Annotated in this window: 11 protein-coding genes and 1 pseudogene; 3 read left to right on the forward strand and 9 right to left on the reverse strand. The window is 55.0% G+C overall.

Annotated features, from left to right (window positions below):
* Nucleotides 1-114: 114 nt before the first annotated feature.
* A complete protein-coding gene (gene fdhA, locus G559_RS0104820) occupies nucleotides 115-1314 on the reverse strand; it encodes a formaldehyde dehydrogenase, glutathione-independent (protein WP_028627161.1) in 1200 nt (399 codons plus the stop codon).
* Between the two features lie 618 nt (nucleotides 1315-1932).
* Nucleotides 1933-2289, reverse strand: a complete 357-nt coding sequence (locus tag G559_RS0104825) for a histone-like nucleoid-structuring protein, MvaT/MvaU family (RefSeq protein WP_028627162.1) — start codon at nucleotides 2287-2289, stop codon at nucleotides 1933-1935.
* 533 nt (nucleotides 2290-2822) lie between these two features.
* On the opposite strand from G559_RS0104825, the gene G559_RS0104835 reads away from it, so the two are divergent.
* Both G559_RS0104835 and G559_RS30775 read left to right on the forward strand, forming a co-directional pair.
* A protein-coding gene (locus G559_RS0104835; RefSeq protein ID WP_137823895.1) for an IS3 family transposase occupies nucleotides 2823-3967 on the forward strand; the annotation gives its coding sequence in 2 pieces (ribosomal slippage) (nucleotides 2823-3093 and nucleotides 3093-3967; 1146 coding nt in all).
* Nucleotides 3968-4016: 49 nt separating this feature from the next.
* A pseudogene (locus G559_RS30775) lies at nucleotides 4017-4637 on the forward strand (inositol monophosphatase family protein); the annotation flags it as partial.
* A 118-nt stretch (nucleotides 4638-4755) separates the two neighbouring features.
* Here G559_RS30775 and G559_RS29745 read toward each other — a convergent pair.
* From G559_RS29745 to G559_RS0104845, 3 genes are all read right to left on the reverse strand, one after another.
* On the reverse strand, nucleotides 4756-5043 hold the full coding sequence (locus G559_RS29745; RefSeq protein WP_155945674.1) for a BPSL0761 family protein: 288 nt from the start codon (nucleotides 5041-5043) through the stop codon (nucleotides 4756-4758).
* 189 nt (nucleotides 5044-5232) lie between these two features.
* The gene (locus G559_RS0104840; RefSeq protein ID WP_028627165.1) at nucleotides 5233-6624 is read right to left on the reverse strand and encodes a DEAD/DEAH box helicase family protein; all 1392 of its coding nucleotides are present in this window, start codon (nucleotides 6622-6624) and stop codon (nucleotides 5233-5235) included.
* Nucleotides 6621-7199: a hypothetical protein gene (locus tag G559_RS0104845; protein ID WP_028627166.1), complete on the reverse strand. Its 579-nt coding sequence runs from the start codon at nucleotides 7197-7199 to the stop codon at nucleotides 6621-6623. Before G559_RS0104845 ends, G559_RS0104840 begins: the two co-directional genes overlap by 4 nt.
* Nucleotides 7200-7302: 103 nt before the next feature.
* Between G559_RS0104845 and G559_RS0104850 the strand changes: the two genes are divergently transcribed.
* Nucleotides 7303-7533: a helix-turn-helix domain-containing protein gene (locus G559_RS0104850; protein WP_028627167.1), complete on the forward strand. Its 231-nt coding sequence runs from the start codon at nucleotides 7303-7305 to the stop codon at nucleotides 7531-7533.
* 242 nt (nucleotides 7534-7775) lie between these two features.
* Here the strand turns inward: G559_RS0104850 and G559_RS0104855 are convergent, their stop codons facing one another.
* From G559_RS0104855 to G559_RS0104870, 4 genes are read right to left on the reverse strand one after another with little or no spacing between them, the layout of a single operon-like run.
* Nucleotides 7776-9194 (reverse strand): tyrosine-type recombinase/integrase, encoded by a 1419-nt coding sequence (locus G559_RS0104855; protein ID WP_028627168.1) that lies wholly within the window; start codon nucleotides 9192-9194, stop codon nucleotides 7776-7778.
* Nucleotides 9175-9789, reverse strand: a complete 615-nt coding sequence (locus G559_RS0104860) for a hypothetical protein (protein ID WP_028627169.1) — start codon at nucleotides 9787-9789, stop codon at nucleotides 9175-9177. The genes G559_RS0104855 and G559_RS0104860 overlap by 20 nt, the downstream gene beginning before the upstream one ends.
* Nucleotides 9790-9797: 8 nt before the next feature.
* A complete protein-coding gene (locus G559_RS0104865) occupies nucleotides 9798-11882 on the reverse strand; it encodes a hypothetical protein (protein WP_028627170.1) in 2085 nt (694 codons plus the stop codon).
* A complete protein-coding gene (locus G559_RS0104870) occupies nucleotides 11860-14169 on the reverse strand; it encodes a hypothetical protein (protein WP_028627171.1) in 2310 nt (769 codons plus the stop codon). The genes G559_RS0104865 and G559_RS0104870 overlap by 23 nt, the downstream gene beginning before the upstream one ends.
* Nucleotides 14170-14178: the final 9 nt, after the last annotated feature.

Consider the following 14178-nt stretch of genomic DNA (forward strand, 5'->3'; position numbering starts at 1 on the left):
ATAGCGTCTCAAAATAAATGGATTGAAGGATTGGTCGGTGCAAATCCCTCGGTAGGTTCTATTCAGGGCTGAGGCGGGGCTCGAAGAGCCTCGCCCCTCGCCTATCTACATTTGTCAGGCCGCACTGAAGGTCTTGTGCGGGTCGATGACGAATTTCTTCGGCACGCCGGCATCGAACTCGCCGTAGCCATGGGGAGCGTCGTCCAGGCTGATGACCTGCACGCCCACCACTTCGGCGATGTTGATGCGGTCCCACATGATCGCCTGCATCAGCGCGCGGTTGTACTTCATCACCGGGGTCTGGCCGGTGTGGAAGCTGTGGGATTTCGCCCAGCCGAGGCCGAAGCGGATGCTCAGGCTGCCGATCTTCGCCGCGGCATCCACCGCGCCCGGGTCTTCGGTGACGTAGAGGCCGGGGATACCGATCTTGCCGGCCACGCGGGTGACCTGCATCAGCGAGTTCAGCACGGTGGCCGGGGCCTCGTGCTTGGCGCCTTCATGGCCGTGGCCGCGGGCTTCGAAGCCCACTGCATCCACCGCACAATCCACTTCCGGCTCGCCCAGCAGCGCGGCGATCTGCTCGTGCAGCGGGGTGTCCAGCGACAGGTCGGCGATCTCGAAGCCCTGAGCCTTGGCGTGGGCCAGGCGGGCAGGGTTGAGGTCGCCAACGATGACCACCGCAGCACCCAGCAGACGGGCGGAGGCGGCAGCGGCGAGCCCCACGGGGCCGGCGCCAGCGACATACACGGTGCTGCCCGGACCGACGCCGGCGGTGATCGCGCCGTGGTAGCCGGTGGGCAGGATGTCGGAGAGGCAGGTCAGGTCACGGATCTTCTCCATGGCCTTGTCGCGGTCGGGGAGTTTGAGCAGGTTGAAGTCGGCGTAGGGCACCAGCACGTACTCGGCCTGGCCGCCGGTCCAGTCACCCATGTCGACATAGCCGTAGGCACCCCCAGCGCGGGCCGGGTTGACGGTCAGGCACACGCCCGTGTGCATTTCCTTGCAGGAACGGCAGCGGCCGCAGGCCACGTTGAAGGGCACGGAAACCAGGTCGCCAATTTTCAGGTTTTCCACGTCACTGCCTTTCTCGACCACCTCGCCGGTGATCTCGTGGCCGAGCACCAGGCCGACCTGAGCGGTGGTACGGCCACGCACCATGTGCTGGTCCGAGCCGCAGATGTTGGTGGAGACCACCTTGAGGATCACCCCGTGCTCGATCTTCTTGCCGCGGGGATCCTGCATCTTGGGGTAGTCGATCTTCTGCACTTCGACCTTGCCCGCACCGAGATAAACGACACCACGATTGCCTGACATGTATATCCCTCTCTTCTTGTGGTTGTGTACGCGTGAGTGGGCCGAGCCGGGCATGCTCCAGTCAGCATCTGACTGTGGTGTCAGGATGGAAACTGCAAGAGTTAAGCTCGCGAGATCATCCGCGCCCACGGCTGCCGACAGATGCCCCGGCAAGGGACAGGCGGAAGATGCACGCGCGCAGAAGACCCATGGCTACGGCGTGCACAACCGTGCGCTTGGGAATGCTGTCGAGCACCTATCCATCGATAGCCAAGGGATCAAAGTAGGGCAGCTGAGTGGTGGCCGCCGGCTAGGCTCTTTGGGGTCAAATTCCTTAAGGAGTAAGGAGATGGTGTCGGGCGCAGCTGCTTCATGTTGGTCAGTATTGGATGCTTCAGCGAATCCGATTTCGGCCAGAGTCAGAAGGTGTTGAGTGGCAGCTAGTGGCCGTTCTCTGCGTGCGCGTCTCTGCCGCCGACTGGTCAACGAGCATGCGATTCCTGGTCAAACTTTATGCGACTTGTTTGCACCGGAGCGGGCCAGCAGGGCCATGGCTGTGGGGAGTGACGGCTTACAGCCGAAGGTATGCATTCCGGTAGGGCAGCGCGCTGGGGTCGGAAGGACGACCCCACGCCAGAATCACTGGAGCCAGGATTTCACAGTTTCGGCGCCGAACTCGGCTTTCCAGGCATTCAAAACTTTGTGATTGCCGCCTTTGGTTTCAACAATCTCATTCGTGTGCGGGTTCTTGTAGGTCTTGACGGTGCGCTCGCGGCGTTTGTCCTTGGCGGGGGTAACAGCCTCACGGCGTGCCTTTGGCTCTAAGAGATTGATGACTGCCTTCAGACCGAAGCCGTACTCGTTCAGGAGTGTCTTGAGCTTGGTCTCGAACTCGATTTCGCGTTTAAGCTCGGCATCGTTCTTAAGGCTGTCCAAGGCTGCAAGTTGTTCTGCAAGTTGAGCTTCAAGACGTTTGAACTCTGCTAATTTGCTCATCGATTTTCCTTGGAAACATTGCCCGGTTGGGCTGGTTGCTAATAGCACTGATACTACGCGATATTCCTGGTGAATTCTTCTAGTGAATGCATCAAATACGGTTACTGATGCAACGTAAACCATCTTTATTAAACAAGTTTTGGTCGCATGAGCGTGCACGCGGATTCACGTCTTACGGCACAAGGTCTGTTCTGGGCGGGCGAGAAGTTCGAGGCTACCCCTATCGACATCTCGACGTAATATGCTGTTCAACTGGCCGGGCGAAACGAACGAGAGAATACGTATCCCATGGATCTTGTGGTCTTGCTCACGCAGGTAATTGAGAGGGTCGAAGCGGCTGCTGCCCTGTTGGAGGCAGAGTGGCGTCTCCCATCTGGTCCTCGCGGTAGTGGGGACAAGGCTGAGGTGGATTTAGAGATCGAGTCTAGGTTGCGGAATGATTTGCTTGCACTACTCAACTGTGACTGTACTGGTCTAATTCTCGTGGACACCTCGATAGGGGATGATCATCCCCAACGAGGACCCAGAAAGACATGACATCACGTACCCGTAGAAGCTTTGACACCGCCTTCAAGTTGCAGGTGGTGCAGATGATCCGAGACCAGGGCCTGAGCGTGGCGCAGGTCTGCTGTGACCTGGATTTGGTCGACAGTGCGGTACGCCGCTGGCTGGTCCAGTACGACGCCGAGCAGTCCGGTCAGCCCGGCCAAGGCAAGCCATTGACCGCTGAGCAGCAACGCATTCGGGAATTGGAGCGGGAAAACCAGCGGCTGCGCGAGGATGTGTCGATCCTAAAAAAAGCATCGGCCTTCTTCGCCCGGGAACTGAAGTGATCCAGCAGATGATCGATCAGTGGCAGGAGAAGGTCGAAACCTCCCGGCTGTGCCGGCTTGTGGGCGTGTGTCGCTCGGGCGTGTATGCCGCACGCCGCCGTAGGCGAACCTCGCGGGCCTGCCCCCTCACCGCAGCGTTGCAGGCCGCCTTCCAGGCCAGCGGTGGCAACTACGGTAGCCGCCGGCTGAGCGCGAGTCTGAAGGCCCAGGGCCTGCGTGTGGGCCGCCACCGAGTGCGATGCCTGATGAAGCAGCAGGGCCTGAAGGCGCGCTGGAAGCGCAAGTTCGTCCATACCACTGACAGCCGACATGCGCTGCCGATAGCCAGCAACGTGCTGGATCGGCGCTTTAGCCCGCAAGCCCCCGATCAGGCTTGGGTAGCCGATATCACCTACATCCGTACCGAGCGCGGCTGGCTGTACCTTGCGGCCGTGCTGGACTTGTACTCACGCAAGATCGTCGGCTGGGCGATGGCTCCGAGCATGCCCGCCGAGTTGGTCTGCACGGCGCTACAAATGGCCATCGCGCTACGCCAGCCCAAGCCCGGGCTGATCGTGCACACCGACCGCGGCAGCCAGTACGCCAGCCAAGCCCACCGCGACCTGCTGGCCCGCTATAGCTTGGTCGCCAGCATGAGCCGCAAGGGCAACTGCTGGGATAACGCGGTCATGGAGCGGTTCTTCCTGAACCTGAAGATGGAGCGAGTCTGGCAGCGCCGCTACTCCAATCCGGCCGAGGCCGCTGCGGACATCACTCATTACATCGTCGCTTTCTACAACACCCACCGGCTGCACTCCACCCTCGGCTATCGATCGCCAGCCGACTACGAGAAGGCCACTACCTGAAATCCCTTATCCCGGTGTCCACCAAAACTTGACCACTACAGACTTTTAGGGTGAAGAGACCGGCCATATCCTGACCGGTGCGGAATACTGTTGGGTGGTAGACCCCAACGACGGCACTAGTGACTTCCTTAGGGGGCACCAAGGCTCGGCGATCTCGGTCGGCCTATTGCGGAGTGCTGTGCCCGTGCTGGGCGTGGTTTGCGCCCCCGTCACAGAGGATCGTGGAGCTGACTGCATAGCCTGGGCAGAAGGGCTGAACACCATTCTTCGCAATGGCCGAGAAGTATCAGGGAGACTCAATGAACAGGACTTGCAGATCGGGCGCAAGGTCATGGTGAGCGTAGGCGCCTCAAACAAACCAGAAATCAATGCCAGGCTGTGTGCGCCGGCCGACTTTGTCGCGATGCCCAGCATCGCTTATCGCTTGGCTCGAGTTGCCGCAGGGGATGGAGTCGCAGGAGTCTCCGTTGTTCCGGTGTCTGCTCATGATGATGTTGCTGGCCACGCACTTTTGAAGGGGGCAGGCGGTGCCCTACTCAACCAAGAAGGCCATCCTGTGACCTATCAAACTGAGGCGAACCTATCCGAAGTTTCACAACGCTGCTTCGGTGGTGCTCCCGAAGCTTGCCGTAAGCTGGCACTTCGCGACTGGGGAAAGGTGTTCAACTAGGTTGAAATGGGTTCGTAGCCCCGTGGATAAACTCGGGAGCCCAGGGGCCTTAGAGTCGGTCAGGAAAGTCTTCTTGGCCGACTAGTTTTCGCAGTTTTCTGTAGCTCGGAACGCTTGTTTATCGATGGCGACCTAGCAGGAAGATTGCCAACTTGCGGCTCAACCTGCGCCAGCCAGAGGGCTGGTAAGATTGCGAAGAACTAAAGAACGGAAAAAGGCAGAATTTTGCTGGCAGAGCTTCTTCGACCAAGCCTTGTAAAAGCACCTCACCTCGAGTTGGATAGTGCCGCAGCAATTGCGTGGCGGTGCTGCGCATCTCCTCGCTCATCGCCGAATCACGCTCTATCCGCTTCAGGAACTCATGTGTCTGGATGACGGCGCGGGTTCGTTCATGGGGCATGGTCATGTGATGATATCCCCCTCGAGAATTTGCTTGCTCTGGGCAAAAAGAAACCCCCTGGTGCGCAGTACGGGAGTGAGCCCGTCCGAGGCGTGGGGGTTATGGTCAGAGTTCATCCTAACTGAGGTTCGCCAAGCTTTCTACCTAAGGTGACCTGCTGAAATCGATCTACTTGTGAATGCTACCGCTTGACCGTCAAAGGCAAGCCAGTAACAGCTGCCTGTAGTGCTGTGAGAAGTTGATCTGATAGCTTGGCTCAGCGACATGATCACCCAATGTGTACATGCTTGCCGAACCCACCCCAAGAGCCTGCCCAGCTTCACTGTTAGTACTGCCATCGACATCGCCGGCTGTACCTGTCCCACCGGGCGTCGCGTCGAATGTAGCTGTAGGCATCTGAACCAAGCTCAGCACTGCCAGGTCATCCGGTAGATCATCCGCAATGCGCTCCGCAAAGCGTCGGAGCGTGGGCTCCGCGAGCATAAACAACCAGGCCTGGTCGTCCAACTCACCCATGCGACGTAGCACCCGTCCCAACACTTGTCGGTAGTGCAACTCGGTACGGATGCGGCTGAGGTAGCAGCACACCTGCAAGCGAGGAATGTCGGTGCCTTCGCTGATCATTCCTATGGCGACGACCCAGCTGCAAGCGCTGAGCCTGAACGCATTGATTGCCTGCTGGGCACCCGGAGTACGGTTGGTCACGACCCGACAACTTTCGCCTTTGGCTTCCAAGACCTTGGCAATTTGGTGGGCGTGCTCGATATCGGTGGCGACCACCAGGCCGGCCGCGTCCGGCTTGACTCGGCGAAGCTCGTCCAGTTTTTCGCATCCCAAGCCAAGCAGTTGATTGATCACCTCGTCGTGGCGCAACAGGTTTTCGTAGGTGACGGGGGATTCCCCCAGCAGCTTGGCGATATTGGGAAACAGCCTGACCGTGGTCTCGGTCCCCTGTTCTTCAGTGAGCTTCACCTTTTGGTTGTCGAGAAGGACGATGCGGGGGGATCGGCACACCCTGTCCGCAATGGCCTCCTTCAGGCCATAGCGATAGTCACGAATCAGGTTTCCTTCGGGTGACGAGTAACGTGCCAAGGCAATGGCTCTGTCATCCGATCGCCATGGTGTGCCGGAAAGGGCCAGCGTGAAAGCGGCGCGGTCCTGGATCCGTTGCAGGATCTGCTGCCCCCAGGCGTTGCTCAGGAGCGAATCATGGCCGGCGCAGTGGTGGATCTCGTCGAAAACTGCGAATACGCGGTAGTCATCGAGGAGTCGCCAGAACGCATCGTCACGGTACTCCATGGCTTGGTAAGTGTACGCGGCCCCCACAGAGCCGAGCAGTCCATCCAGCCGTCTACCGAGTACCGCACCAAATGCTGCGCGAAAGCCATCCACGACTTGGCATGACGGTGCGAAGCAAAGTACCAAGTCGATCTTGTCTTGCTCCAACAGTCGCCGGGCCAGCTCTGCTGCCATGCGAGTCTTGCCGGCGCCCGGAGTGGCCTGGCAGAAGAAATGCGGCGTGGAAACGAAGTGCTCCAGCGCTGTTTCAATGCATCTGCGCTGCCAGTCTCTCAGAGATGAAATCATTGCGAAGAGGCTAGTGTCTTTAGCGTCTTCTCGACGGCACGGAGGTGTCCTAGGAGGCGCGAGCTGCGGTCCCTGGCTTCCTGATAATCGCCTTCAACCTTGTCCCGCAGGTCCGGCATTTCATCGAGTAGTTGCTTGAATCGTTCCACCTCTCCCATGGCGGAAAGGAAGTCGAGCCGGATCTCCTTGAGGAGCGTTTCCAGGTGCTGTTCCGTATCGACTGAAGGTTCAGACGGCTCAAGCATTGGCGGCGCCTGCTCTGGTTCGCATACCAACTTGAGACTGTTCTCAAACCCGTTGTCGACTAGCTCGAGATGCAAATGCGCTGGGATTGGTTGCAGGTGGTAGACCTGCCCCCGAGTACGGCGATTTTCGTCGAGCACGAGCCAGCCTGCCCGCAGCATTCGGCGGATCTGCTCATACACATATCGGCGCACATTGGCGAGATCAAAGGTCATGCCCTCCAAGCGTTTGGCATAGGCATCCCGCAGGTCACGGGTTGTGAATTGGGTGCGCCCTTCCTCCTGAAGCAGCTGATACAGCCGCCTGTCGAAGATGAACGAGGCAGATCTCATGCGGGCACCCACGGGGTCGTAGCGTAAAAATGCGGATTATAGTCCGTGGTTTGTGCGTCGGCAAACGCAGGATAGTGCCGCCTCAAGTGGAGTTGAGGCGGTCATGGATCAGTTGGCGAAAGCGTTGGGGACACGCATTCGGACGCAGAGAAAGTCCTGCCGGATTTCTCAGGACGCACTGGCACTGGCCTGCAGCATTGACCGCAGCTATATGGGGCGCATTGAGCGTGGTGAAGTGAACCTCACGGTCGAGAAGCTATACCGTATCGCCAGCGTGCTGGCATGCGATCCAGCCGCTCTTCTGCCTCAGGTGACAGAGCTCCAGGCCGACTAATCGAAACTGAAGCTCAAGCGCCCAGAGCGACCTTCTCCTAGCGAGTTCTTACATCCTTTCCGACGAGCAGTGGCCGGCCTACAGCTTCGTAACTCTACCTAGTTGGTAGGCCGTGGGGCCGATATCAATCTACTTTTTCTGCTGGTGGCTTCGCTTGCCGCTTCACAGCAAATTCTGCAGGGTAAGGTTATGCGTGGATTGCCAGGCTGACTGAGCTTCAGCTTGATATTGCACTGATAGGCTTACGCCGTCTTAAAATCACGATCCATAGCCGCTGTAAGGGCCTGCTCGCGCTCAATGTATCTTTCTTTGCTGATTCTATCTTTCTTGAAATCCTCAAGAAGACGTTTTCTCCGGCGCTCGTAGGTTTCATAGCGCCGAGCGATTTCGACGTTGTGGATGACTTGTTCGAATTTGGATTTGACTCTGAAGGCCGCATCGACATAGTCAAGTAGGCTTTCCAGCGTTGCATGGCCGCTCATGGACATCGCGCGCTCCGCTAGCATCTTATTAGTCATCAACGTTTGTCTGAATGAGTCGGGGCTGAGCGCCTGTGTTTCAGCAATGAGGTTGGCGACAATGTTGGTACAAAATGCATGTCTAAACAGGTGCGCACAAGCTTGTTCTTCGATGCCCGCTGCGCGTCGGATTAGTGAGAATTCGGTCGTCAGGGTATCTATTCCTAAAGGGCGTCCGCCTCGCTCAGTAACAAACAAGAAGCCATGATCTGGAGTGTCCTCAAACCGTTTCATTATGTCGCGACGGTCGCCCCGAATGTATGTCAACAGATCCTCTATTAAGGGAGGACTCAACGGTAACTCGCGCGTCAAGCCAGTCCCGCCGCGCTTTAGCGTGGTGATTAGGATTATTGGCTTTTTTAACTTACTGGCAGCCTGTATCTGAGCAACAGTAATAGGCTGTATCTCGCCTCGTCGAGCACCGAGCTCCTCAAACAAAGAAATCATCAAGTGTCGACGATTGCATAGGAATTCCGAAGTAGACATCTCATCAATCGCATCACGCAGCTTTGCGATGGTTGCCTCGCCAATAGGCTTGCGGGTCTTTTTGGCGCTGGCGGTCCTGAAAGACCTGTGGTGAATGCTGGAGCGTTTGAAGGCTTTTCCGTTTCGGTGGAAAATTGAGTCGACCATTTGAATTGAAATGGTTCCTCCAATGCCGACGAAGTTGTGAGTTAGGTTAATTTCTCCCACGTGTGATAGAAAACTCAAGCATCTTCTGCCAATGTTGGTAATCGTTCGCTCATTTCTCTTGAGTTGACTTGAGTTGTTGAGTTTGGTCTCCGTGCGGAGCCCGTCGATGAATTCACAGAAATCGTCGTCAGAAAGAGCGATGAAGTCGAGTTTGTTGTAGTAGCAGAATCTGATCAAATGGCTAATCTGACCCGCGTACTCTCCAAACGTGCCACCTTTGCTTCCCAGTCTTGACGGACCGTTCCCTCCTCGGCCGGACTGCATTCGGATGTTGATCATGTAAGCATTTGCTTGCAGGCATGGAGAGCCATCCGGCCATTTCATGAAGGGCATGTTGCTGCCGTCAAGCGTTAGCAGCGTGTCTTTGGTTAAATAGTCGTAGAGCCTTAATTTCGGGATGGGTGTAAACAGTTGAGATGATTCGGGGTACCTAACGATTCTCTTGTTCATTGGGCACCAACTGCAAATGCTTTTTCGTGGAAAGAAGAGTGACGTCGTCGAAGGGAGGGGGATTCATACCTAATATCCTGACGATCCGATTGATTGCATCGTTGACCCTTTTTTGTCGCAGTCCTGTGTTGGCGGTGTCAAATATCGTGATCAGATCCCTCCGGTTAACCTCCAGTGCCTGTATCAGGACCATGTTAACTGCGTGGAGCGTTGCGACGGAGGCCTTAAGCTCTTCGACCTGATCTTCCAACGCAGAGCGGGCGGTCTTCTGCGGAGCGGTCAATTCTTCGCTATATTTTCGTATCGCCATCTGCGCTTGAAGTCGCAGCTTATCGAGTTGCTGAAAATTTCTATCGGAGTAATTGTCGGAAAGTCTTTTTTTAAGGGTGTTAAGGCTTATTGGTCGTATCGCGAATTGTTTATCCTGTACGGCGAACTCAAGGTTCAGCGCGCAGAGGCGGCCTTGGCTCTTCAGTGCGTACAGAATCTGTTCGTTGTCGACATAGCTCCCCGGAGAACACAGGATGTCTGTAAGTAATTTAAAGATATTTCCTATGGATTGATCGATCAGCTCTCGCTTGGGCAATGTGCTCATTTTTATTCTCAGCTGACAATAAATAGGATATTCATGGATCTGCCATTTTCATCGTTAAAGAATTGCGGCTCAATCCGCGCCTTCCCTTCTTCAAGCATCGCTGAAAGGTAATCTTCTATTTTTTGCTCGTCGACCAAGGAAAATTTAGTGGTGCCAAATTCCGCAAACAGCAAATCCTGCAAGTTTTGGTAATTTTCCAACCGCTCGTGTTTGGCGAGGTCAGCAAAATAACGGGCGCCCGCTCCCCTGAGATCTTTAGGCTCGAGGCACTCGGTTAGGTAGTGCCAAACGTGTTCGATGTCGCGGTGGCCAAGCATCCAGCGAAGGGTATCCAATTCACCGAAGCTATTGGTGTAGAAGAACATGATGGCGAAAAAGCGGCGCAGTTGGTGCTGACGTACGTAGTAGCGCTCCCCGTCAGCGGTGAGATCGCTTTCGAAATAGTCACAAGCGAGATTTAGATTGCGGTTGTACAGGTGCAGTGTGCAGGGCTGCAGTCCCTTGTATCCTAGCGAGCATGGGGTTGCGAAAAGGCTGGTCAGGTCATCGATAACTCCAAGGCGCTTGAGTATCTTTTGAAAGCGTCGCAGCTCCTCGATCATTTCGACGGCAATGGCATCGATAGGCCGAGACTCACGCTGCCGAATCCCCAAGGCCTTTTGCGTGGATTTGGCCAGGCTGAAAACGAGCCATGATTTGCTTTTGTCCAAGCATCTCGCGGCGTCCAGAGTGACCAACTCGTCAATGCGCCGCGCCATGATCATCCCTACGACCAACTGGACGCTGCCCAGATAGACGCTTACCAATTCAAGCAGTCCCTGGTTGGCGCGCAGGTGCTCGTAGTATTGCTCGCGGTTGCCTTTTCGGGTCGATCCTCTCTTGGTTCTGCGGTGGCTGGAAAGTCCTAACTTTTTGACGCCAAAGCCAGCAAGCTCCGGGCCAATAATCCGCAAAAAGTCTGTCTCGGGTAGTTGGGTAATTGGGAGGTTCTGGCTGTAGCAATGCGCTGCTACTCTGATAAATCCGTTGAGGATCATCCTCCCGTGCTCGACATGGAACTCCATACTGCAGCGGAATAGTCGCAACAGGTTGCCCGATGGGACGCTTCTGAACCGGGAAGGTTCGTTGAGTGTTGGAGTGTACTCTGTGATGGTGTTGGTATCTGCGGGGGCGGGCAACCCTAACGTCTTGAGTACCGCGCTATTCACGAGCGCGTAGCGACAATAAAAATACGCGGTCTCCCGAAGGCTCTCGGATTCGCCTGTAGTAACTCTGACCCCCGGATACTCGCGCCTGTAGTTGGTTTCGTTTGGGTAGAAATTTAGCACTTCGAGAGCCGATTTCGATGTGGTTCTCCCAAAAAGCGTGTCTTGGTAAATTCGTTCCGAAAGTGATTTTGTACTTACCTTGAAGCCATGGTGATGGTTCCCGTAATACAGATTAGCTTTCATGAGCGCCGCACGAATCCGCGGGATATCGGTTGCGATGATATCGAGCTTGAGATTCTCACATTCATCATCGTTGACCTCCAGCATACTTGGATATTCGGCAAAAAGATCCTCAGCTTCGCTATCGCTGAGATTTCTAAGTTGAGTGTTACAGAAATCGGATGCGCGCTCATGCCATGAATAGACGGAGTCTTCAAGCCATGGGGAAGAGGCTAGATGGTTGAGTATTCCTTTCAAGTCATCGGAGTTCAATGCGCCAAGGCCGAACTGGATAAGATCTAGACTTTGAGCGTGAATCAATAGGTAATCAATGATTCTTAACATGCATGTAAGTCGTGTATTCTGGGACACGGGCGCAAGCGTGGAGAACTCTTCGTTGACTCCGTTCGTGGCAATTATTAGTAGGTGCTTTAGCGATCGGAGTAGTGTTTCATTCTGGGCGTCAGTCAATAGACTGCCATCCCAAAGACGTACTCTCCAATCGAGTTCGTATGGCTTTTTATGAATGGTCTTGATTTCCCAGATATGCTTGTGAAAGTCAGTAAGCAACCAGGGCGCGGTAGTATGCGGCGCTAGTTCTCTAGCCACAAAATCATCGAGAAACTCATACCCGGTGGTTGATTCACGCCCAGTGAGCAGGGACATAGATCAATGCCTCCATCTTTTTTGCGTCGACCTGTTTTAGCGCAGCATTCAGGTGTTTTTTCAGTAGGCGGTTATAGCCGTTGGTGATTTCGGCCTTGATCTTATCTGCAAACGACGCCCAGTATTCTGCTTTTCCGCATACGCGGTTCCGATCGGCGGAGCCCGTGACTGCTGCTTCAAGTGAGAGCAGAGAAACGAGGAACGGCACGCCGATAGAGAGCACAGCTTCACTGATCTCAGTACTTGCCCGCTGTTCTGTGCGCTCAGGATCGGAAGCCTGGGATGGCATTTCTCTGATTCGGTGGCTATCCAAAAAGATATCCAACTCCTCCATAGTGTTGAATCGGGTCACCTGAAGGAGGTGCGGACTATCCTTCATCGCTTCACAGATGAGCGCTTTCTGAAAGATCCGGATCCACCGAGCTTTGATGAATGCCAGTAGCGCATCCGGAAGGTAGTGGCTGAGCAGGTCTGGGTAGTAGTGTTCATGGCCGAGGGCCTTAGACATGGCCTCGCTACTTTTAGTCTGAATGAAGACTTCCACTCCCCTAGACACTCGGACTTTGGTCAATCTCACCTTTTTGATGAACTCGACCAACTCGTCAAGTGGTAGGTCGCTGTGGGGGCGGAATTGTGCGATCAGTTTTTCGCGCAAGTAATCGGTATTACGAAAAACGCTCTCATTCCAAACGGTTGCACTGGCCCGATTAAAGACGGAAATGGCTGTGCCCGAGGTGATAAACAGTTGGCGATAGTTGTCATTCTCTTGGGCGCGAAGCTTTCTCCGGCCAATGCTCGTGATCTCGATGATGTCCTTCACTATTTCGAAAGAGGTGTCATTGAGTTCAATTACCTGCTCTCGCTTATCTGATTGCTTGCGATCTTTGTATCCAGTCAATAGGCGTTTCTCTTCGTCAAATCCGGTCAATTGACCTTGCTTGTTGTAAAGCTCGAAGTTCTTTAGAAATTTGGTCGTGATTTCAGGATGCTCAAGCACCAACAAGCACTGAAGCGGGAACAAGCTTCCTGTTACAGGGAATCCGTAAATGTTGGCAAGATCTGTAACGCTGCAGATTTCTCCAGTGACCCGATAGTGGACTTTACAAAGGAACTTTGATGGCACTTCAGAGTTGGCGTCCTCCAATGTCGCGCAGAGGTCTGCCAGGGTGTACCGATTTGCGATATCTTTACCTTGGTACTCGATGATTGGTTTGCCATTCTCAGCTAGCGAGACACGACGGGCTTGGCGGGATTTCAGGTCTGCAGCCTGATGGGTTGCCCAACTACGAACAGTGGAAAGGTCGTTCTTAATGTGGAAGAACAGTACGTCAATTGCTTCGGAATCAGTTACGTGAAGGGGAATGTTCGTAAGTAACTTCTCTTGGACCAATAGCCCGTCTTCGCGCTCTTTTAGTTTGGTTTCAGATCCATGTTTGGTTGACGGTGGCGGCCGCTTGACTGGCGAGGTGAGGTTTGCCCATACCCCTGTTTTACATAGGCATTCCTCTACCGAGTTTACAAACCTGTTCCAATTTTTGATTTGTGATTTTGCGTCCTTCTGGGCGTCTTTTGCCTTGGTAAAGTGAGCAACCGTGAAGGCGTGCATGAAACTTTTCACGCCTGCTTCGGTTTTGAAGGTACTCAGGGGCCACAAGGTTTGATGTTCGCTTAGGTAGTCGAACATGTGGTTCCATTCGGTGCGAAATGTGCCAGTTCGGCCGCGGTAGTACTTTTCAACTTCCGCGAAGATGGCCTCTACAAACGTGCGCCCATAAGGGGCTACGAGCTGGCCGAGCCGCAGGTACAAGCCAGCTTGGTGCGGGCATTGGATTGACCAGCCTGCCCAGTACCAACGCTTGTATTCACTAGCGGATGCAAGCTTCGCGCACACGACTGCGTCTGGTTTGAATAGGGAAGTGCTCCAAGAGAATGAGTGGGCGTCGGGAATCTGCGTTCTTGCCGAGGCGAGCAAATTGTAGAGATGCCGGCAAACAGCTTCCCGCAGCTGTACCGAAAGCTGCGCTAGAGCATTACCGGCCATCGCGGCGGAGAAGCCTTGCATGATTGCCTCAATGGCGGGGCTTCTGAGCGTGTCCATGGTGATCCGCAGTCCGGCAATGTCGCAGTACGCCTCCAACAGCTGCACGGGAGTGCGGAACCGGTAACGTTTGTGGCCGAGGGCTTGTTGGCGGTCGGCAGCCCCCTGGATGATTAGATTCGCAACTTCGGGGTCGATTGCCGTGAGAGGGTGATAGCGGATGGACCGAGTGTCTTTGATAATTGTCATTTTTTATTG

The organism is Metapseudomonas resinovorans DSM 21078 (genome assembly GCF_000423545.1).
In the GTDB taxonomy this organism is placed as follows: Bacteria; Pseudomonadota; Gammaproteobacteria; order Pseudomonadales; family Pseudomonadaceae; genus Metapseudomonas; species Metapseudomonas resinovorans.